The sequence below is a fragment of the Cellulomonas sp. GTC20042 genome (assembly GCF_055389595.1).
In genome coordinates this window covers 4,125,372-4,145,753 of record NZ_AP043678.1, presented here as the reverse complement: position 1 = coordinate 4,145,753, position 20,382 = coordinate 4,125,372, and the positions used below count along the sequence as shown (strand labels likewise).

The following is a 20,382-nucleotide window of genomic DNA, read 5'->3' as shown; positions in this document are numbered from 1 at the left end:
GATCACGGCGTTCGTGGGTGTCACGTCGCTGGTCCGGAGCGCCTCTGTCCACAGGCTGTCGGGCCTGTGTCCACGGGGTGGGGAGAAGTCGCCCGGGGACGTGTCGGGGGTCGATGCTAGTGCGCGGCCTCCCCCGGCGGGAGTGGGTCGCCGTGATTCCACGGAGGGCCGCCCATACCGCGCCCTCGCGGGCTCGTCGAGGCGACGCGCGGACGCGGTTTGACCCACGGGCGTCGAGGACGTAGCGTTGAACAGCCTTCCTGATGGCTCCTGCTGGCGTGCCCCGACGTCGGCCTCGTCTGGCGACGTGGGTACCGGAGCAGTCGAGCACGGGCACCTTGACCTGACCTTCGGGCGTACACCGCGCCCGGGCACTGAAGTACTTGGAGACCATCGTGAGCAAGCGCACCTTCCAGCCGAACAACCGGCGACGGGCGAAGACCCACGGCTTCCGCCTGCGTATGCGGACCCGTGCGGGCCGCGCGATCCTCGCCGCTCGTCGGCGCAAGGGTCGCGCCGAGCTGTCGGCCTGACGCCACCCTCGCGGTGCTGCCCGCCGCGCACCGGATGCGACGGCCCGCTCAGTTCGAGCAGGCCGTGCGGACCGGCGCGCGTGGTGGCCGCAGCACTCTCGTGGTGCACCTCGTGACGCGAACCGACCCCGGACCCGGTCCGGTGGTCGGTTTCGTCGTGTCCAAGGCCGTCGGCAACGCCGTCACGCGCAACCGCGTCAAGCGACGGCTGCGTGCGCTCACCGCGGAGCGGATCTCCGGCCTCCCCGAGGACGCGGGCATCGTCGTGCGGGCTCTGGCGCCCGCGGCCGACGTCGACTACGCGACGCTGGCCCACGACCTCGACGGTGCGCTGCGCACCGCGTCCCGCCGCCAGGCCGAGCGCGTGGGCGCCGGGAGCCGGTCATGACCCGCGTGCTGCGGGCCGTCGCCCACACCCCGCGTCGCCTGCTCGTGCTGGCCGTCCGCGGCTACCAGCGGTTCATCTCGCCGATGACCCCTCCGACCTGCCGGTTCTACCCGTCGTGCTCCAGCTACGCGGTGACGGCGCTCGAACGGCACGGTGCCTTCCGGGGCACCTGGCTCGCCGTGTGGCGCGTGCTCCGCTGCAACCCGTGGAACCCCGGAGGCGTCGACGACGTTCCTCCCGCGGGGCAGCGACACCGGCACCCGCACGGCGCGGTCACCACCGCGCACTGACCATCTCTCCAGGAGACCCTCTTCATGAACTGGTTCGACGGCCTGCTGTACCCGATCATGGTCGTGGTCGCCTGGATCATGGTCCAGTTCCACTCGTTCTTCGACTGGATCGGGCTCGACCCCGCCGGCGGCCTCGCCTGGGGCCTGTCCATCGTCGGCCTCGTGATCGTGATGCGGATCATCCTGATCCCGCTGTTCTTCAAGCAGATCAAGGCGTCGCGCGGCATGCAGCTGCTCGCGCCGGAGATGCAGAAGATCCAGAAGAAGTACAAGGGCAAGACCGACCCGGCGTCCCGCGAGGCCATGAGCCGCGAGACGATGGAGCTCTATCGGAAGCACGGGACGAACCCCTTCTCGTCCTGCCTGCCGATCCTGGCGCAGTCGCCGATCTTCTTCGCCCTGTTCCGGGTGCTGAACTCGCTGCCGGCGCTGTCGAACGGCACGTACCCGCGGACGAACCTCGGCCCGCTCACGCAGCAGCTCGCGGCCCAGGCGGAGAGCGCCACCATCTTCGGCGCCCCGCTGTCCGGCACCTTCATGACGGCATCGACCTTCGGTGACGGCTCGCAGGCGCTGCACATCCGGATCGTCACCATCGTGCTCGTCATCGCGATGTCGGTGACCACCTTCACCACCCAGCGTCAGCTGACGATGAAGAACATGCCGCCGGCCGCCCTCCAGGGCCCCATGGCGCAGCAGCAGAAGATGCTGATGTACGTCTTCCCGCTGATCTTCGCCTTCTCCGGCGTGAACTTCCCGATCGGTGTCCTCATCTACTGGACCACCACGAACCTGTGGACGATGGGCCAGCAGTTCTACACGATCCGCCGCATGCCGGCACCGGGCTCGCAGGCCGAGGCCGCGATGAAGGCGCGCAAGGCGAAGAAGGCCGCGGCGCACGGTGGTGGCGTCGGCATCGAGGAGGCGCTGGACGCACCCGGCATCGAGGAGGCCCGCGGCGGGCAGCGTCAGCAGCCGGTGCGCAAGGACCGCGCGCGCAAGCCGCGTCCGGCGGGGACCACCCCGGGCGCTGGTGGGTCGGCGTCCTCTGGTGAGTCGGCGGCCGCGGCGGGTTCGGCGAAGGCGTCCGGCGCGAAGCCCGCGGGCGCGACCTCCGGCGGCGCGAAGGCGTCGGGCACGGGCAAGGCGTCGTCGGGCACGACCTCCGGCGGGACGAAGGCCTCGGGCGGCGCGAAGGCGTCGGGCACGGGCAAGGCGAGCGGCACGGCGGGCAAGGCCGGTAGCTCCGGCACCGCGAAGCGCCCGGCCTCCGGCAGCGGGTCCGGCACGGCGAAGAAGAAGCCGGCGACCCCCAGCAGCGACTCGACGAAGGCCGACGGCTCGGCCGCGGACGAGTGAGCATCGACGCGCCGGGTGCGCGTGAGACGTCTGACACCAAGGAGCCAGAGATGACCACACCCACGGATGAGGCCGCCGAGGCCGCCGGTCCGACCCGCCTCGAGGAGGAGGGCGAGATCGCCGCGGACTACCTCGAGGAGCTGCTGGACATCGCCGACCTCGACGGCGACATCGACATCGACGTCGACCACGGGCGGGCTGCCGTCGAGATCGTCGCGGACGGCGAGACCAACGCGCGTGCGCTGCGCCGGCTCGTCGGCAAGGACGGCGAGGTGCTGGACGCGCTCCAGGAGCTGACCCGTCTCGCCGTGCAGGCGAAGACCGGGGACCGCAGCCGCCTCATGCTCGACGTCGCCGGGTTCCGGGCCGAGCGCAAGGCCGAGCTCGTCACCGTGGCCGAGGGTGCGATCGCCCGGGTGCGCGAGTCGGGTGCCGACCTCTCGCTCGAGCCGATGAACCCGTTCGAGCGCAAGGTCGTGCACGACGCTGTCGCGGCGGCCGGGCTGACGTCCGACTCCGAGGGTGTCGAGCCCTCGCGGTACGTGGTGATCCGCGCAGCGAGCTGACATCGGCGTTCTGCTGACGCCAACGAGAGGCCGGCCCCGTCGGGGCCGGCCTCTCGTGCTGTTCCAGAGGTCACTGAGAATCGGCCTGGACGAGGTAGTTTCCGGGCGAAGCAGTGGCGGAATGTACGCGGGGTGCGTGTTCGAGCCATTCTCGATCCGAGGGTCGCCAGGCGCCGCTCATCGGGCACGATGGCGAACACGAGCCAGCATCCCACGGCAGGGGAGTGTGCAGCGATGTCCAAGTACCTGATCTCGTTCCCGAGCGGAGAGATGGACGTCCACTCCGACGCCGACCTCCAGGCCGCCGGCGTCGACTCCCACCGCGTCGTCGCCGAGGCGAAGGCCGCCGGGGTGTGGGTGTTCGGTGGCGGCATCGACGAGTCGGTCCCACCGGTGCGCGTCGACCGTGACGGTGTCGTCACCCCTGGCACCTACCCGCAGACTGCACGGATCGAGGGCGGGTACTCGGTGATCGAGGTACCCACGCGAGATGACGCGCTGCTCTGGGCGGCACGGTTCGCCGCGGCGTGCCGGTGCCCGCAGGAGGTTCGCGTGTTCGGGGACGACCCGGAGAGCTGAGCCGCAGGCTGTCTCGCGCGGGCTGGCTCTCGGGGGCCGTGGGCGAGCGGGGCGGACCGCGGTGTCGGTGCGGGACGCGCGTGGCGCGGGCCGGGGAGCGCGTGCGGGGCGGAGCCGGTGAGCGCGTGCGGGGCGGGGCCGGGGAGCGAGTGCGGGGCGGGGCCGGGAGTGCGTGCGGGGCGGGCCGGGCAGCGCGTGCGGGTCGCGGTCGCGCACATGCAGGTTCGGCGCACGCCCTGCGTCGGCGGTGTGGGCGGCGCGCTGTGGTGCCGTCCGGCGCCGAGACCGGCGGGAGCACTGCGGCAGAGTGGCGGACCGGGTTTCGGGCTGCGTGGTGCGTGCGAGGCCCGACCGGTTCCGCGTGGCAGGGACATGCATCGCCGTGGACGAGTACATGCCCACGCTGGTGCGTGCATCGAAGGCCGCGGCGTGCGGGTTCGCGCCTGTCGGCGCAGTCGATGTGCTGTGGCCGGTGGGCGGGGCGGGATCGCGCGACGGGGTGTGAGGTCGGCTCGGAGCGCGCGGGTGTCTGGGCCCGGGTGCGATCCGCCGGCGGGTGGGATCGCGCGCGAGAGGTCCGGTCGGCGTCGTTCCCATCGGCTCATGCGGTGGATCGGACACGGTGGACGTTGATGAACGGATCGGTCCTGGGTATGGCGCGCGGCGCCGCGTGTTTCACGTGGAACGCCTACTCCGTCGGGTCGATGAAGTGGCGGCTCGCCTCGGACGCAGCCGCCAGGGGCCGCTGGACGGCCCTCACCGCGGTCGTGACGGCGCGGCGGCTCAGCAGCGGGGAAGCGGGACGCTCGTTCTCGGCTCGACGGGTGCCTGAGGATCGACGGACCCGTGTGGGTGGGGCCGCCGTCCAGCCTGCGCGCGCGGCCCTCGAGGTGGGCGCGACGGAGTGATCGGCTCGGGGCGCCCGCTGATCCGGGGGCAGCGTGGCAATGCAGACGATCAGCGGTCGAGCCGCTGTCATGGTGGGGCGCTCGGGCTGTGGAGATGACCCGGTGGCCGGCCGTGGGCCGTGCCTGCGGACGCTGGATGTGCGGCGAGGTCCGGTGCCTGCGGTCGGGCTCGGAGGTGACGGTCGTCGGTGGGGGATCGACGATGGGTCGGTGGGGGCCGAGACGACAACGGCTGCGTTTCACGTGGCACAGGATCCGCGGCTGATACCCCAGGGAGTTCCGGTCCCGGTTCCACGTGGAACCGGGACACGGGTGGGCGTTCAGCGGTTCGCGGCGCACGAGGCTCCAGCGCGTTGCCGCAGTGGGGCTTCGGCGCGTCGCGCGCGTCGTCGAGGCGGTGTCGGAACGCGGGGCTCGGGCCTGGTCGGCGCTGAGAGAACGCGGCGTGGGGCGTCTGGCTCTCCACGGGTGGCTGGGCGCGTCGCGCGGGATGGAGCCCGTGCGGTCCCGCTGATCGCACGAGCGCACGATCCACGGGCTACGCGCGCGGGGGGGCGCAGACGGAGGATGGCCCCGCGGCGCCGTACGGGAAGCATGGAGCGGTTCCGGAGCGCGCTGGCGTCGTGGTGCTCCGACCGCCGCGTGCTTTGCGGTCGCTTCGCCGGGCGACGATGCGCACCCCGGCGGAGACAGCAGATGTCGAGTGCGCCAGCTGCGCGATCACGGCCTGGGAGAAGAGGAGCGCTCGACGGCTTCGGACTCGGACGCCCGCGAGGCGGTGGAGTCGGCTTGACCGAGCGGACTCACGGCTCGCGGTTCGCACGACGTGCCGGCGGACTGTCGGACCACACGGCCCCGGTACCCGGGGGCATCGTCCGTTCCTCGCGCGTCGGGGCAGCGGACGCATCCGTGGGAGCCATGGGACCGGCGTGAGCAGCCGGCGTCTCAGCAAGTCGGGCGAACGGGCGGTGACGTTCCACGTGAAACAGGGTCGTGGTCCGTCCGGCTGGTCGCCGGCTATGACACCGCGGCCGTCGACGCGGAGCCGCGCGGGGGTGGCGACGTCGCTTCGTCGTACGGGCACTCAGTCGCACGGTTCCACGTGAAACAGGCCGCGCAGCCTCGTCTCACGCGACCAGGTGTCACCGGGGCCTCCGTCGTGGGCCCGCCGACGACCCGCTGGGCGCACGCCCGCCGAATCGTGCCGAGCGCGACCGTTCCACGTGAAACGGGCCGGGCGCACCTGGTGACCGGCCGAGCCAGCGCCCGACCTCGCCTGCACGGGGCGCCGATCTCGCCGATGCCCCAGGTGCCCGCCCGGCCTCCAGGGCGCGAGTCGCACCGTTCCACGTGAAACGCGATCGAACGCCGGCCCACGCACGTCGTCGTGTCGTGCGTACGCGGTACCGTAGGCAGAGCAGCCAGCAGACCGGGCCCCGACCGCGGGACGGGGTGCTGGATCCACGCCACCACGACCTGATCGAGGACATCCGTGCGACCTGACGACCAGCCGCCGCAGGGTGGCGCGTCCGTCGAGGCCGAGGTCGATCCGCTCGCCGGTGACCAGCGCCTTGCTGACCTGTTCGGTGCCGCGTGGCCGGCGGTCGAGGGCTTCCACGGGCTGCTGACGCGCGAGGGCGTGCTACGCGGTCTCGTCGGGCCCCGCGAGGTGTCGCGGCTGTGGGAGCGCCACCTGGTGAACTCCGCGGCGGTGGTGCCGTTCCTGCCCGAGCGCGGGACGATCGTGGACGTCGGCAGCGGCGCCGGACTGCCCGGCATCGTGATCGCGGCGATGCGTCCGGAGGCGCATGTCGTGCTGCTGGAGCCGATGGAGCGCCGGACCGACTGGCTCGCCGAGGTCGCCGACCGGCTCGCGCTGGGCAACGTCGAGGTGCTGCGCGGACGTGCGGAGGACCAGGATCTGGCTGCCGACGCGGTGACCGCTCGGGCCGTGGCCGCCCTGGACAAGCTCTACGGCTGGACCCTGCCGCTCCTGCGACCCGGCGGGACGCTGGTCGCGCTCAAGGGCGGCCGGGCGCAGGAGGAGATCGAGATCGGCGCTGCGACCGCTGCCCAGCTCGGCGGGGGAGTGGCGACCCTGCGGACCGCGCCGACCTTGCCTGGACTGGAGCCGACCTCCGTCGTGCTGGTGAGCAAGGAGCGCGACGTCCCGCGGGCCGGCAAGAACCGTGTTCCACGTGAAACAGCCTCTCGCCGCACGCGCGCCGGTGGCTCGACGAAGGGACGGCGTCGGTGACGACCAACCCGCACACCAGCAGCACCGAGGACGCACGTCGTGCCGCCCTGGTGGAGAGCCTGCCGAACGCCGACGACGACACGCCCCTGATGGCGGAGCTCCGGATGGACGCCCGCCGGCGGATCGAGCTGCGCGGGCGCGCCTTCCCGCGTCCGGACCGCACGCGGGTGATCACGGTCGCGAACCAGAAGGGTGGCGTCGGCAAGACCACCACCACGGTCAACCTGGCGGCGGCTCTGGCCCAGTCGGGCCTCAGCGTGCTGGTGATCGACAACGACCCGCAGGGCAACGCCTCGACCGCGCTGGGGATCGACCACCACGCCGGGGTCTCGTCCGTGTACGACGTGCTGGTCGACGGCGCGCCGCTGGCCGACTCGGTGCACCCGTGCCCGGACGTGCCGAACCTCTGGTGCGTGCCCGCGACGATCGACCTGTCCGGCGCCGAGATCGAGCTCGTGTCGCTGGTGGCCCGGGAGATGCGGCTGCGGCAGGCGCTGACGACGTACCTGGAGCAGCGGGAGGCCGCGGGGGAGCCGCGGATCGACTACGTGCTGGTCGACTGCCCGCCGAGCCTCGGCCTGCTGACCGTGAACGCGTTCGTGGTCGCGGACGAGGTGCTGATCCCGATCCAGTGCGAGTACTACGCGCTGGAGGGCCTGAGCCAGCTGCTCAAGTCGATCGAGCTGATCCAGGCGCACCTCAACCCCGGTCTGCACGTCTCCACGATCCTGCTGACCATGTACGACTCCCGCACGAACCTCGCGCAGCAGGTCGCGCAGGAGGTCCGGGAGCACTTCCCCGCGCAGACGCTGCGCACGACGGTGCCGCGGTCGGTGCGCGTCTCCGAGGCGCCGTCGTACGGGCAGACCGTGCTGACGTACGATCCGGGCTCCAGCGGCGCGCTCGCGTACCTGGAGGCCGCCAAGGAGCTCGCCGAGCGTGGCGCCACCGCCATCCGGCACGAGGAGGACAAGTGAGCGAGAAGCGCCGTGGGCTCGGACGTGGGCTCGGTGCCCTGATCCCCACCGGTCTGGAGACCCGCCCCGCCTCCGAGGGCGCACGCCCGGTGGACGTGTTCTTCCCGGACCGCTCGCAGGAAGTCACCGTGGACGAGGTCCTGGACAAGCCTCTGACCAGCACAGATGCCGCGGAGGCTCCCGAGGTCGTCGCTGACGACGCCCCGCCGGCGCGCCCGGCGCGGGTCACCGACCCCGACGGCCTGGTGCCGGTGCCCGGGGCGTCGTTCGCCGAGCTGCCGGTGGAGCGGATCCGCCCGAACCCGCGTCAGCCGCGCACGGTCTTCGACGAGGACGCGCTGGACGAGCTGATCGGCTCGATCCAGGAGGTCGGCGTCCTCCAGCCCGTGGTCGTCCGGCAGGTCGAGGACGGCTACGAGCTGATCATGGGGGAGCGGCGCTGGCGGGCCACGCAGGCCGCCGGCCTGACGACGATCCCCGCGATCGTCCGGCAGACCGAGGAGCAGGACCTGCTGCGCGACGCGCTGCTGGAGAACCTGCACCGCTCGCAGCTCAACCCGCTGGAGGAGGCCGCTGCCTACCAGCAGCTGCTGGACGACTTCGGCTGCACGCACGACGAGCTGGCGACCCGGATCCACCGGTCCCGCCCGCAGATCTCGAACACGCTGCGCCTGCTCCGGCTGCCCCCGCTGGTGCAGCGCCGGGTGGCAGCGGGCGTGCTGTCGGCCGGCCACGCGCGTGCTCTGCTCGGCCTGGCCGACGGTGCCGCGATCGAGCGGCTGGCGCAGCGGATCGTCGCGGAGGGGCTGTCGGTCCGCGCGGTCGAGGAGATCGTGGCGCTCGGCGGTGAGGGCGGGGCCGGTCGCACGACCCGTCGACCGCGTGCCGGCCTGCGGAACGAGGCGCTGGACGACCTCGCCGGCCGCCTGTCCGACCGCTTCGAGACCCGCGTGAAGGTCGACCTGGGCAAGTCGCGCGGCAAGCTGACCGTGGAGTTCGCGTCCGTGCAGGACCTCAACCGGATCCTGGCGACGCTGGCCCCCGAGGACCCGGGCATCCTGCGCGGCTGAGACAGGCAGGACAACGCTCGCGAGTTCGGTGGTTCCTGCGAAAAAGAGGCCTCCGAACCACCGAACTCGGCCCGAACCACCGAACTCGGCGGCTGTCAGGAACGCGGAGTGCAGCCTCAGGCTTCGCGGAGGGCGCTCTCGACGAGGCGGCGGTAGAGGGCGGGCAGCTCGTGGCCGCCGGCTTCTGCGGCCTGCGGGAACAGCGAGGTCTCGGTCATCCCCGGGGCCACGTTCACCTCGAGGAACCAGGGCTCGCCGTCGGCGTCGATGATGAGGTCGGTGCGCGACAGATGCCGCAGGCCCAGGGCACGATGCGCGGCGATGGCGGTCTCGGCGGCGCGGGCCGCGAGGTCGTCGGACAGCCGCGCGGGGGCGAAGTACTCGGTGCGCCCCGGGTTGTAGCGGGCGTCGTAGTCGTAGGGGCCGTCGGTGACCACCTCGACCCCGGGCAGCGCGACCGCCTCGCCGTCGATCTCCACCACGCCGACCGCGACCTCGGTGCCCTCCACCGCACGCTCGATGAGGGCGGTGTCCCCGTAGGCGAAGCAGGCGACCATCGCGCCGGGCAGATCTTCCGCGGTGCGGACGAGGGTGACCCCGAGCGCCGATCCGCCCCGGGACGGCTTCACGACCAGCGGCAGCCCGAGGCGGGCGACCACCGCGTCCATCACCCGGCCGGCGCCGAGCTCACGGAACAGGCTCTGCGGCAGGGTGACGAACGCGGGGGTGGCGATGCCGGCACGGGTGACCGTGGTCTTCGCGATCGGCTTGCTCCAGGCGATGCGGCTGGCGCGCGGGCCGGTGCCGAGGCAGGGCAGCCCCAGCAGCTCGACGATGTCCCGCACGGACCCGTCCTCGCCGGAGGCCCCGTGCAGCAGCGGCCACACCAAGTCCGGGCGGGTCTGGGTCAGCGCGGGGACGAGGTCGGCGTCGACATCGTGCACCGAGACGTCCACGCCCGCAGTGCGCAGGGCCTCCGCCACCCGCCGGCCGGACCGGATCGACACGTCACGCTCGTGGGAGAGCCCTCCCGCCAGGACGACGACGCGCGGGGTGGACGGGACGGTGTCGTGCGGCACGGGGGCTGGCCTTCCGGGGCGTGAGGTGCGGTCGTCGGGTGGTCGCGTACCGGGGGCACGCGGAGGGATCAGGCGAGGTCGGGAGCGGGGGACTGCACGTCGTCACCGCCGCGACCGCCGCCGGTGCCGAACAGCGAGACCAGCTCGCTCTCGCCGGAGACGACCCCGGCCAGCCGGCGCACGCCCTCGCGGATGCGCTCGGGGGTCGGGAAGCAGAACGAGAGCCGCATGTGGTCGGCGCCCTGACCGTCCGCGTAGAACGCGGTGCCGGGCACGTAGGCGACGCGGGCGGTCACGGCGCGCGGCAGCATGGCCTTGGCGTCCAGCCCGTCGGGCAGCCTGACCCAGGTGTAGAAGCCGCCGTCGGGCACGGTCCACGAGGCGTCGGGCAGGTGCTCGGCGAGGGCGCCGATCATGGCGTCGCGACGCTCGCGGTACACCTCGCGGAAGGCCTTGACCTGGCCCTTCCAGTCGCAGGTGGACAGGTAGCCGCTGATCGCGAGCTGCGAGGCGTTGGACGGGCAGAGGATCGCGGACTCGCTGGCCAGCACGAGCTTCTCGCGGACGGCGTGCGGCGCGACCGCCCAGCCGACGCGGTAGCCGGGGGCGAAGGTCTTCGAGAAGGAGCCGAGGTAGATCACGCCCTCGTCGTCCATCGAGCGCATGGCGGGCAGCGGGTCGCCCTCGAAGCCGAGCAGGCCGTAGGGGTTGTCCTCCAGCACCAGCACGCCGTACCGCCGGGCGATCTCCAGGATGCGCGGGCGGCGCTCGGCGGACAGCGTCACGCCGGCGGGGTTGTGGAAGTTCGGGACCGTGTACAGCAGCTTGACGCGGCGCCCCTGACGCCGGAGGTCGGCGAGCGTCGCCTCCAGGGCCTCCGGCACGAGCCCGTCGGCGTCCAGCGGCACGTGCACCACGTCGGCCTGGTACGCGCGGAACACGCCGAGCGCGCCCACGTAGGACGGGGCCTCCGCGACCACGACGTCGCCCGGGTCGATGAACAGGCGGGTGACCAGGTCGAGCGCCTGCTGCGAGCCCGTGGTCACGACGACGTCGTCCGGGTGCGCGTGGATGCCCTCGAGGCGCATCACCTCGAGGATCTGCTCGCGCAGCGTCTCGTCGCCCTGACCCGAGCCGTACTGCAGCGCGGTGGTGCCCCGGGTCGCGACGATGCGCTGGGCGAGCTCGCCGAGCACGTCGAGCGGCAGCACGTCGAGGTTGGGCATGCCGCCGGCGAGCGAGACGACCTCGGGCCGGTTGGCGACGGCGAAGAGCGCGCGGATCTCCGAGGCGCGCATGCCGTGCGTGCGGTCGGCGTAGGAACCGAGCCAGCGGTCGAGCCGCGTGCCGGCGGCCGGGGTCGGGAGGGGGCCCGACGTGGCTTCGCCGGTGCGCGGATCAGTGGTCATCCCCCGAGTGTCGCACGTCACCGGCGGGCGTCCCGGGAGGGGTCACGCAGCGAGCACCGGGCGGGTCGTGCCCGGTCCGGCGGGGTCGGCCTCGGCCGTCGGGGCGTCAGAGATCCGCGGCGTCGGCGAGCGCGGCGTCGATCTCCGCGACGTACCCGAGCTTCTCCCGCGCACCCGGCACCGCGCGCACCAGCTCTCCCTGCGCGAAGACGTACAGGGTGGGGATGCTGACGATCCCGTACCGGGCGGGGACCTCGGGGTTCTGGTCCGTGTCGAGCGCCACGAACCGCAGCCGCCCGGCGTAGACGTCGGCGAGCTCGGCCAGCACCGGCGCGACCAACCGGCAGGGGGCGCACCACGGCGCCCAGAAGTCGACGGCGACCGGCAGCGGCGAGCGGAGGACCTCCGGGTCGAAGGTCGCGTCCGTCACCGCCGCCGGCGCCGTGGGCATGTCGGTCTCAGGACCTCACCGGGACGCGGCGGCGGTGTCGGCACCCTGGGCCGCGAGCACGTCGGCCTCGTCCACCGTGCTCGCCTCGACGGCCGCCGGGATCTCGGACGGGGACGCCGGGTCGACGTCGGCCAGCGCCGCCAGGAAGTGCTGGGCGTCCAGCGCGGCGGAGCAGCCGGAGCCGGCCGCGGTGATCGCCTGGCGGTAGGTGTGGTCCACGGCGTCGCCGCAGGCGAACACGCCCGGCAGGCTGGTGCGGGTGGAGCGGCCCTCGACGACGATGTAGCCGCCTGCGTCCAGGTCCACCTGACCGACCAGCAGGTCGGTGCGCGGCACGTGGCCGATCGCCACGAACAGGCCACCGGCGGCGACCTCACGGGTGGCGCCGGTGACGGTGTCGCGCAGGGTGACGCCGCTGACCTTGTTCTCGCCGTGGATCCCGACGACCTCGCTGTTCCAGGCGAACTGGATCTTCGGGTCGTTGTGGGCGCGGTCGGCCATGATCTTGGACGCCCGCAGCTCGTCGCGGCGGTGCACGATCGTCACGGTCTTGCCGAATCGGGTGAGGAAGGTGGCCTCCGCGACCGCGGAGTCGCCACCGCCGACGACCAGGATGTCCTGGTCCTTGAAGAAGAACCCGTCGCAGGTCGCGCACCAGGACACGCCACGGCCGGACAGCCGCTTCTCGTCCTCGATGCCGAGCTCGCGGTAGGCGGACCCGGTCGCGAGGATCACCGCGCGGGCGCGCACGGTCACGCCGCCGCCGGTGACGACGGTCTTGATCGGGCCGGCCAGGTCGAGCTCGGTGGCGTCGTCCCACAGCACCTCGGCGCCGAAGCGCTCGGCCTGCTCGCGCATGGCCTCCATGAGGTCCGGGCCCATGATGCCGGTGGGGAAGCCGGGGAAGTTCTCGACCTCGGTGGTGTTCATCAGGGCACCGCCGGCGGTCACGGAACCGGCCACCACGAAGGGCTGGAGCCCGGCGCGCGCGGCGTAGATCGCTGCGGTGTACCCGGCAGGTCCGGATCCGACGATGACGATGTCGCGGACGGGGGACTCGGTCACGATGGTTCCTCTGGGTCGGGAGCAGATCGGCTGTCGGGAGAACAGATCGTAGGCGACGTCTGTTCCGCCGGCGGGGTGGACCTCAGGAGACCGTCAGGCCGCTGATCTCGATGCGGTTCGCGCCGTCGGCGGTCTGGGACAGCGAGGTGAACCACAGCACGATCGACTGCGTCTCGGTGGGCTGCGCGAGGGTGAGCACGGTCTGGCCGTTCATCGCGCCGGAGGCCAGCACGTCACCCGTGGTCGGGTTCGCCGCGTCGGTCGCCCGCACCTCGACGTTGCCGCCGGTGCCATTGACGTCGAGCGTGATCGAGGTGACCGTCGCGGGCTGCGCCAGGGTGATCACCAGACCGACGCCCGGCTTGAACCCGGCGAAGTCCGGACGGTTGTACGTGTGCGTGTACCAGGCGGTGGCCGGGTCGCCGTCGGTGATCCGGCCGACCAGCTCCTCGTGCTCGCCGTCGCCGTCGGAGGGGTCCACCGAGTTCACGGCGGCGATCTGCGGCGGGACCGTCGCGGCGGGTGCCTCGCCACCGGGCGCCTCGGTCTGCTCGGCGGAAGGCTGCGTCGCGACGACGGCCGGGGTGGTCGCGGTGTCCGACGCCGAGTCACGCCACGGGGCCAGGACGTTGCCGATCGCGATCACGACGACCACGACGACCGCCAGGGCCACGACGCCGAGCACCCAGCGGGTCGGGTCCAGCCGGCGCTGACCGCCGCTGCGGCGCGGGGCCTCGCCGTCGAAGGGCAGCTCCCAGGGCGCGGCCTGGGCCGGGGCGGGCTGCGGCGCGGGGGTCGGTCGCCCGGTGGCCGGGGGCACGGTCGGCGGCGCGGCGGGCTGCTGCACGGTCTGCGGCGGGATCGCCTGGGCGGCGGCGGGTGCGGCCACCGGCGGGACGGTCGGGGGCACCGCGGGGGCTGCCGGCGTGGCGCGCGTCGAGGTGCGGACCGGTGCCGCGGGCGTGGCAGCGGCGGGCGGGAAGGAGGCGGGGGCGGGCGTCGCCGGCGGCGGGGTGCCCGGTCGGCGACTGCCTGGTCCGTCGTCCTTGCCGAACGCTGATCGCACCGACTGCCGCGCGGGGGTGGACGGGGCGGTCGTGGACCGGTCGGTGGTGCCCTCGTCGTCGGGGGTCGGGGTGCTGCGGGGAGAGTCGGTCATCGGGTCGCTTCCCGTCGGAGGGTCGGTCGGGGGCGCCTGCTCGGCGCGCGCGGGCTCGGCGGTGGACCGCGTGGGCGGCGTCGCGGGAGCGGCGTCGGGCTCGGGGGCGTCGGGGGTCGGCGTGGCCGTGGGTGCCGGGGTGGTGGGTGCCGTCGACGACGCGGCGATCGGTGCCGCCGGTGCTGCGGGCGCCGACGGCACCGGTGTCGTCGGGGTCGCGACGGGCGGCACTGCTGGCTCCGGCGTCGCGACATCGGACGCGGTGCCGGGTACCGCCTCGGGCAGCGTGGCGGTGGTGGGACCGGTGACCGGAGTGATCTGCGCGGTCGTCCGGGTGGTGTCGCCCGCGGGTGCCGGGTCCGCGGCGGCCGTCGGTGTCGGCTCGTCCGTGGGCGCCGGGTCCTCGGGGCGCGAGGCCGGGGCTTCGGCGGGCGTCGGCGGCGTGGTCGGGTCGGTCGTGGGCTCCACGCGCGGGGTGCCGACCGGTGCGGTGCGCGCGGCGACCGGCGTCCGGGTGGGTCGCGTGGGACGGGCGGGGGTGGACGCGGTGGCACCTGACGCCGCCGCCGATCCGATCCCTGCGGCGGCAGCACCGGCGGCGCCCGAGGCCGCATCCGCGATGCCGGAGGCGGCAGCTCCGAGCGCGGTGACCCCGGCGGCCCCCGCGGCGCCGGCACCGGCAGCAGCGCCCGCGGAACTCCCCTCGGTGCCCCCCGTGCTCGTGCCGGGGCCACCCACCGGCGTCCACCGACCCGCGTCGGGGCCACCCACCGGCGTCCACCGACCCGCGTCGGCCGCCTGGAAGATCGCATCCGCCCGCACCGCCCGCCAGGGCTCCAGCTCGCGGACGAGCTCGCCAGGGGAGTGCGGACCGTCGTCGTGCGGGCCGAGGGTGACGGTGCAGAGCGTGTCGAGGTCGGCGGGCAGCCCGGGGACGATCTCCGCGGGGGGCACGGGGGCGCCGTCCGCCTCGGGGGCGAGCGGCAGGCCGGTGTCGAGGTCGGCGAGCGGGCTGGACGTGGGCGTGGTGGCGCGGGGCGCGGCGGTCCACTCGGCGAAGGAGGGCAGGTCGCCGGCGGTGGTCTCGGCGCCGGGGGCGACCGGCCAGCGTCCGGTGAGGGCGGTGTAGAGCAGGCGGACCAGGCCGACGGTGTCGGTGCGGCTGGTGGCGTGGGCGCCGCCGCCGGTGGTGCCGAGCAGCTCGCCGTCCACGGCCAGCCCGTCGAGCACGACGCGCCCGGCGGAGGTGATCCGGATCGCGGCGGGGCGCAGCGCCAGGTGGTGCACGCCACGGCGTCGGGCGGCCTCCAGGGCGCCGGCGGCCTCGCCGACGACGGCGCGTGCCTGGTCGGGGCTCAGCGGTGCGGTGGCGACCAGGGAGGCGAGGGTGCGGCCCTCGGCGGGCTCGGTGACGACGTAGCCGGTGCCGTCCACGGTGCCGACGTCGAGGATCCGGGCGAGCCGCGCGTCGACCACCAGGGCGGCACGTCGGGCCCCGTCCACGGCGGCGCCGGTGCGCGGGCCGGCGAGCAGGGTGAGGGTGACGCGGCGCGCGAGGATCTGGTCGGTGGCGTCCCACCGCTCGGACCCGGGGAGGTCGGCGGGTCGGTGCTCGTCCAGCCGGTAGCGGCCGGCCACCGTCTGCCCGGGGCGCCACGCGGGGTGGGCGTCACGGCGCACGTCGTCGCCGGGGCGGTCCTCCACCAGGTCCTCCTCCGTCCGGTCGTCGGGCCGCCGCGTCGCGCGTGGCCGGTCCTGCGGGTGCGTCGCGGCCGTCGGGGCCGCTCGGCCTGCCGTTCATGCTAGACGGGCCGTCGCCCGGCGGTCGGTCCCCGGTGCGGCGATCCGCCGCCGGACCGCGCGATCCGCGGCCGCTCGACCGGGGCCCGGCCTCAGCGCCGCCGCAGCCGCCGCAGCACCGGCTTCACCATGGCGTCGAGCTCGCGGACCCGCAGCAGCGCCAGCCCGCCGACGTAGACCAGGCACATGACCACCGTGGCGACCACGCACAGCGCCAGCGCCGAGGTGAAGCCCTCCGGCGTGCCCATGAGCACCCGGACGCCGACGCCCGCAGCCCCCGCGAGCAGACCCGCGACGACGGCGCGCACGTGCAGCCGCATCACTCGCGGACCGTCCGTGCCGTGCAGCCGACGGGAGACCATGACCAGGGCGACCACGGCGCCGACCCAGTACGAGAGCGCCATCGAGGCGCAGGCGGCCACCACCCACCAGGCGGGGTCGAGGAGAGCGCGCCCGAGCAGCGTGCCGGCCACCACGACGACGGCCATCACCACCTGGATCGGGAACATCGACTTCGCGTCCTCGTAGGCGTAGTAGATCCGCTGGCAGAGCGACCAGATGCCGAAGGGCACCAGCCCGAGCATGAGCGCGATGATCGACAGGCCGAGCGCGTCGATCGCGTCCGAGCCCGCGCTGGGGAACAGCAGGCGGCCCAGCGGGGTGGCGAGCACGGAGATGCCGACGGTGGCGAGCACGGTGAACACGCCGACGGTGCGCAGGCCGAGCGAGAGGTCCGCGCGGACGCCGGGGGTGTCGTGCGCGGCGGCCCGCCCGGACAGCCGGGTGAACAGCGCGGTGGCCAGCGACACGGTGACCAGCGAGTGCGGCAGCATGAAGATCAGGAACGCCCGGTCGTACACGGCGTTGCCGGCGAGGTCGCCGCCGGCGGAGGAGGCGACGACGCTGACCGCCCACACGCCGACCTGGCCGACCAGCAGGCCCGCGAAGGTCCACGAGGCGACGCGTCCGGCGCTGCCGAGGCCGGAGCCGCGGATCCCCCAGCGCGGCCGGTAGCGGAAGCCGCTGCGGTGCAGGGGGATGATCAGTACCAGCGCCTGCACGACGATGCCGAGGGTCGCCGCCCCGCCGAGGAGCGCGATCCGGCCGGCGGACCAGTCGCTGATCGACGCGGCCTCGTCGTAGGGGCCGTAGAGCTGCACGAACAGCCAGAGCCCGGCGATGAACACGATGTTGTTCACCACGGGCGCCCACATGTAGGGGCCGAAGCTGCCCCGCGCGTTGAGCACCTGCCCGAGCAGCGAGTACAGGCCGTAGAAGAAGATCTGCGGCACGCACCACAGCGCCAGGCTGGTGGCGAGGTCGGTGACCCGCGGGTCGGGGAAGTCGGAGTACAGCCGCACGAACAGCGGGGCGGCAGCGGTGAGCACCAGGGTCAGCCCGGCCAGCAGCGTGATGCCGACCGTGAGCAGCTTGTCGACGTAGACCTGCCCGTCGGGCCGGCGGTAGGCGCGGACGACCTGCGGCACCAGCACCGCGTTGAGCACGCCGCCGGCGATCAGCAGGTAGAGCGTGTTCGGCAGCTTGTTGGCGACGGAGAACGCGTCGGCGCTGGACCCGACGATGCCGATCGCCCAGCCCAGGGTGGCGGTGTTCAGCACGCCGAGCACGCGGGAGGCCGCAGTGCCGGAGGCCATCACCAGCGAGGAGCGTCCGAGCGCGACCGTGGGGGCGGCGCCGGGCGCCGGGGTGGACGGGGTGGTCACGCGGGGTCCTGTCGCTCGTCCGGGGAGGTGTCGGTGCTGGCGCCGTCGGCGACCTTGGCGCCGCGGCGTGCGGTCTGGCCGCGCCGGACGGTGCGCCAGATGCCGAACGCGAGGCCGAGGCCGAGCAGCACGCTGACGACCACCAGGCCGACGTTCTCGATGGTGGGGGCGACGCGGGCGTCGAACGTGACCGGCGTGGCCAGCACGCGGTTGCTCTCCGAGAGCAGGCTGACCTCGACGGTCACGTCGCAGTTGGCGGTCGCGCGCAGGGTGAGGACCACGCTGGTCTCGTCGTTCGCGGCGACCGGCACCAGCGAGGAGCGGGCGGTCTCCAGGCAGCCCTTCTGCGGGCGCAGCTCGACGCGCACGGTCGCGTCCTGGTCGAGCTCGTTGACCACGGCGACGCTGATCTGGGCCGAGGAGGAGATCACGGTGAACTGCCCGTTGAGCAGCACCGACAGCCCGGTCTGCCGCTGGTTGGACTCGGCGATGGCGTTGTTCACCGCGAGGCTGCGACCGTCCGGGTCCGCACGCCAGGCCACCGACAGCGGCGAGACGAGGTCACCGGCGAGCCCGGCGAGCAGGCGGTCCGGGTCCTCGACCACGCCCGCGAAGGCGGTGGCTCCGTTCCACGAGTTCGACAGGGCGTCCACCCAGGCGGGGGTGAGCTCGGTGCCGTCGCGCTCGCTGTCCGGCAGGGTGATCCGCGGGGCGTCGCCGGTGAGCATCTCGGCGACGGTGGTGGTGTCGACCCACGGCGCCTCGCTCAGGGCGGCGAGCTGCGCCTGCACCAGGGCGGTGGCGGGCTCCCACGCGCGGGGCATGGTGGCGAGCACCGTGGTGGAGGCGGCGTCGTCGGAGCGCGCGAGCACGGCGGTCTCGGCGAGCACCCGCTGGGCGGCGGTGGCCGGGGTCATGTCCGCCTGCACGGAGGACGGCTCGCCGAGCAGCGCGCTGAGGGTCGCGTCCGGGACCAGGGCGGTCAGCTCGCCGCCGGAGGTGCTGACGGTGGCCGGCCCGGAGGTCTCCGCCGCGGCGGACCCGGTGATCAGCGGGGCCCCGTCCCCGGAGGAGGCGGCGAGCGCGGCGGTGACGTCGTCCGGCACGGGATCGGCGGACCAGAGCACCGGCGCCGCGTCGTCCCACAGCGCGCTGGTCTCGTCGGAGCCGGTCACCCCGGCGGCGATCTGGAGCAGATCCGGTGCAGAGGGGTCGTCGGAGCGGCCCGCGTGCGCGATGGCCGACAGATCCGGGTCGGCCCACGGCAGCCGGAGGATCTCGTGGTCGTCCGAGGCGTCCACCAGGGCGCTCAGCCAGGACTGCGCGGACCGCGAGCCGGTGGCGGCCCGCTCCACGAGCGCCGGGTCGACCGCCCACGACACCACGGGGTACGCCGCGGTGGCCTGGAGCAGCCGGCTGAGCCGTCCGCCGCTCGCGGTCATCGCGGTCAGCGGGTCGGCCGTGTCGTCGGTGGCGCCGGGGTCCGTGCCGGTGGTCGCGTCGTCGGTGGCCGCACCGTCGCCGGAGGCCTCGGCGGCCTGCTCGGCGAGCGCCCGGGCGGCGGGGTCGTCGGCGGGCCCGACCACCGGCGCCACGATGCCGATCCGCGCGGAGGTCGCCTCGTCGTCGGAGGCCCAGACCAGGAACGTGCGCTCGACGCCGACCCGGCGGGTGCCGTCGCCGACGTCGATCGTGACGCCGCGCGGGCCCCAGGCGTCGGCGGTGCGGGACAGCCCGATCGAGTCCGCCTCGACGGTGATCACGACGGTGGTGCTCGCCCCGGGCTCGAGCGGCGCGTCCAGGCGGACCGTGGCGGCCACGTCGCCGATCGGGGACCCGGTGCCGCTGCCCGCCCAGGAGGAGATCTGCTCGGCGGAGGACATCCGGTACCGGTAGATCCGCACCGAGGCGCGCGGCTGCTCGATCGTGGTGGCGCCGTCGTTGGTCAGCGTGGCGGTCACGGTGAGGTCGTCGCCGGGCAGCAGCACCTGCGGGCTCATCGAGGTCACGGACACGGAGACCGGCAGCTCGTCGGTGGACGGCGCCTGCGGGGCGGTGGGTGCGGCGGTCAGGTCGGTCGAGCCCACCGCGGGCAGCGCCCCGCCGGCCGTCAGCGCGGTCACCACGAGCGCGCCCGCGAGGATCCCTCGCAGCCGCCGTGGGCCGTGCGCCGTCCCGCGCAGCCTCATGCCCCGCCGACGAGCACCGCGTGCGCGGCCTCGGCCAGTCGTCGTTCGTTCGGGTACGCCAGACGGGCGGGCAGCGCCTCGACGGCGACCCACGCGACGTCCTCGGCCTCGCCGTCGGGGTCGCCCTCGACGGTGAGCTCCCCGCCGACGGCCCCGAGCAGGTAGTGGTGGACGACCTTGTGCACCCGGCGGTCGTCGCCGGTGAACCAGTAGTCGATCACGCCGAGCCGGCGCACGATCTGCCCGAGGATGCCGGTCTCCTCGGCGATCTCGCGCACGGCCGCCTGCTCCGGCGTCTCCTCGCCCTCCAGATGACCCTTGGGCAGGCACCACTCCAGCCGGCCCGCGCGGTTGCGGCGCGCGATCACCGCGGCGACGTGCGTGCCGCCCTCCTGGCGCACCACGAGACCGCCCGCGGACGTCTCCTCGACGACCGGGAGCGTGGCGGCCCGGGCACGGCTCGACCGGGGGTCGATCCGCAGCGCGTGGCCGCCCGGCGGGGCGGGGACGCCCTCGGGTGGCAGGGCGCGCGCGGGCTCGGGCATGCGGCCACTGTAACGACTCGCCTCGTGCGCCCGG

17 protein-coding genes are annotated in these 20,382 nt (G+C 74.2%); 9 read left to right on the top strand and 8 right to left on the bottom strand.

The window, feature by feature from the left end:
• Positions 1-395 precede the first annotated feature (395 nt).
• From rpmH to ACZ5HG_RS19080, 9 genes are all read left to right on the top strand, one after another.
• A complete protein-coding gene (gene rpmH, locus ACZ5HG_RS19120; RefSeq protein WP_010849920.1) occupies positions 396-533 on the top strand; it encodes a 50S ribosomal protein L34 in 138 nt (45 codons plus the stop codon).
• Between the two features lie 34 nt (positions 534-567).
• Positions 568-921, top strand: coding sequence for a ribonuclease P protein component (rnpA, locus tag ACZ5HG_RS19115; protein ID WP_464182224.1), 354 nt, complete (start codon positions 568-570; stop codon positions 919-921).
• Entirely contained in the window at positions 918-1,211 is a 294-nt protein-coding gene (gene yidD / locus ACZ5HG_RS19110; RefSeq protein WP_464179343.1) for a membrane protein insertion efficiency factor YidD, read from the top strand. Before rnpA ends, yidD begins: the two co-directional genes overlap by 4 nt.
• Before the next feature lie 24 nt (positions 1,212-1,235).
• The gene (gene yidC, locus ACZ5HG_RS19105; protein WP_464179340.1) at positions 1,236-2,570 is read left to right on the top strand and encodes a membrane protein insertase YidC; all 1,335 of its coding nucleotides are present in this window, start codon (positions 1,236-1,238) and stop codon (positions 2,568-2,570) included.
• 50 nt (positions 2,571-2,620) lie between these two features.
• Entirely contained in the window at positions 2,621-3,136 is a 516-nt protein-coding gene (locus ACZ5HG_RS19100) for a Jag family protein (RefSeq protein WP_464179337.1), read from the top strand.
• Positions 3,137-3,370: 234 nt separating this feature from the next.
• Positions 3,371-3,715, top strand: coding sequence for a YciI family protein (locus tag ACZ5HG_RS19095; protein ID WP_464179335.1), 345 nt, complete (start codon positions 3,371-3,373; stop codon positions 3,713-3,715).
• Between the two features lie 2,400 nt (positions 3,716-6,115).
• The gene (gene rsmG, locus ACZ5HG_RS19090; protein WP_464179333.1) at positions 6,116-6,880 is read left to right on the top strand and encodes a 16S rRNA (guanine(527)-N(7))-methyltransferase RsmG; all 765 of its coding nucleotides are present in this window, start codon (positions 6,116-6,118) and stop codon (positions 6,878-6,880) included.
• On the top strand, positions 6,877-7,857 hold the full coding sequence (locus ACZ5HG_RS19085; RefSeq protein WP_464179331.1) for a ParA family protein: 981 nt from the start codon (positions 6,877-6,879) through the stop codon (positions 7,855-7,857). The genes rsmG and ACZ5HG_RS19085 overlap by 4 nt, the downstream gene beginning before the upstream one ends.
• Entirely contained in the window at positions 7,854-8,927 is a 1,074-nt protein-coding gene (locus tag ACZ5HG_RS19080) for a ParB/RepB/Spo0J family partition protein (protein WP_464179328.1), read from the top strand. The genes ACZ5HG_RS19085 and ACZ5HG_RS19080 overlap by 4 nt, the downstream gene beginning before the upstream one ends.
• 116 nt (positions 8,928-9,043) lie before the next feature.
• Here ACZ5HG_RS19080 and ACZ5HG_RS19075 read toward each other — a convergent pair whose 3' ends face one another.
• From ACZ5HG_RS19075 to ACZ5HG_RS19040, 8 genes are all read right to left on the bottom strand, one after another.
• A complete protein-coding gene (locus ACZ5HG_RS19075) occupies positions 9,044-10,006 on the bottom strand; it encodes a D-alanine--D-alanine ligase family protein (RefSeq protein WP_464179326.1) in 963 nt (320 codons plus the stop codon).
• A gap of 68 nt (positions 10,007-10,074) precedes the next feature.
• A complete protein-coding gene (locus ACZ5HG_RS19070; RefSeq protein WP_464179324.1) occupies positions 10,075-11,415 on the bottom strand; it encodes an aminotransferase-like domain-containing protein in 1,341 nt (446 codons plus the stop codon).
• 106 nt (positions 11,416-11,521) lie between these two features.
• Positions 11,522-11,866: a thioredoxin family protein gene (locus ACZ5HG_RS19065; RefSeq protein WP_464179322.1), complete on the bottom strand. Its 345-nt coding sequence runs from the start codon at positions 11,864-11,866 to the stop codon at positions 11,522-11,524.
• A 15-nt stretch (positions 11,867-11,881) separates the two neighbouring features.
• On the bottom strand, positions 11,882-12,934 hold the full coding sequence (gene trxB, locus ACZ5HG_RS19060) for a thioredoxin-disulfide reductase (RefSeq protein ID WP_464182222.1): 1,053 nt from the start codon (positions 12,932-12,934) through the stop codon (positions 11,882-11,884).
• 79 nt (positions 12,935-13,013) lie between these two features.
• Complete coding sequence (locus ACZ5HG_RS19055; RefSeq protein ID WP_464179320.1) at positions 13,014-15,794, bottom strand: protein kinase family protein; 2,781 nt, start codon at positions 15,792-15,794, stop codon at positions 13,014-13,016.
• A 188-nt stretch (positions 15,795-15,982) separates the two neighbouring features.
• On the bottom strand, positions 15,983-17,614 hold the full coding sequence (gene murJ / locus ACZ5HG_RS19050) for a murein biosynthesis integral membrane protein MurJ (protein WP_464179318.1): 1,632 nt from the start codon (positions 17,612-17,614) through the stop codon (positions 15,983-15,985).
• Positions 17,611-19,803 carry a DUF6049 family protein gene (locus ACZ5HG_RS19045; RefSeq protein ID WP_464179316.1) on the bottom strand — a complete coding sequence of 731 codons (2,193 nt, stop codon included), beginning with the start codon at positions 19,801-19,803 and terminating at the stop codon, positions 17,611-17,613. Before ACZ5HG_RS19045 ends, murJ begins: the two co-directional genes overlap by 4 nt.
• Positions 19,800-20,348 carry an NUDIX hydrolase gene (locus tag ACZ5HG_RS19040; protein WP_464179314.1) on the bottom strand — a complete coding sequence of 183 codons (549 nt, stop codon included), beginning with the start codon at positions 20,346-20,348 and terminating at the stop codon, positions 19,800-19,802. The genes ACZ5HG_RS19045 and ACZ5HG_RS19040 overlap by 4 nt, the downstream gene beginning before the upstream one ends.
• Positions 20,349-20,382 lie beyond the last annotated feature (34 nt).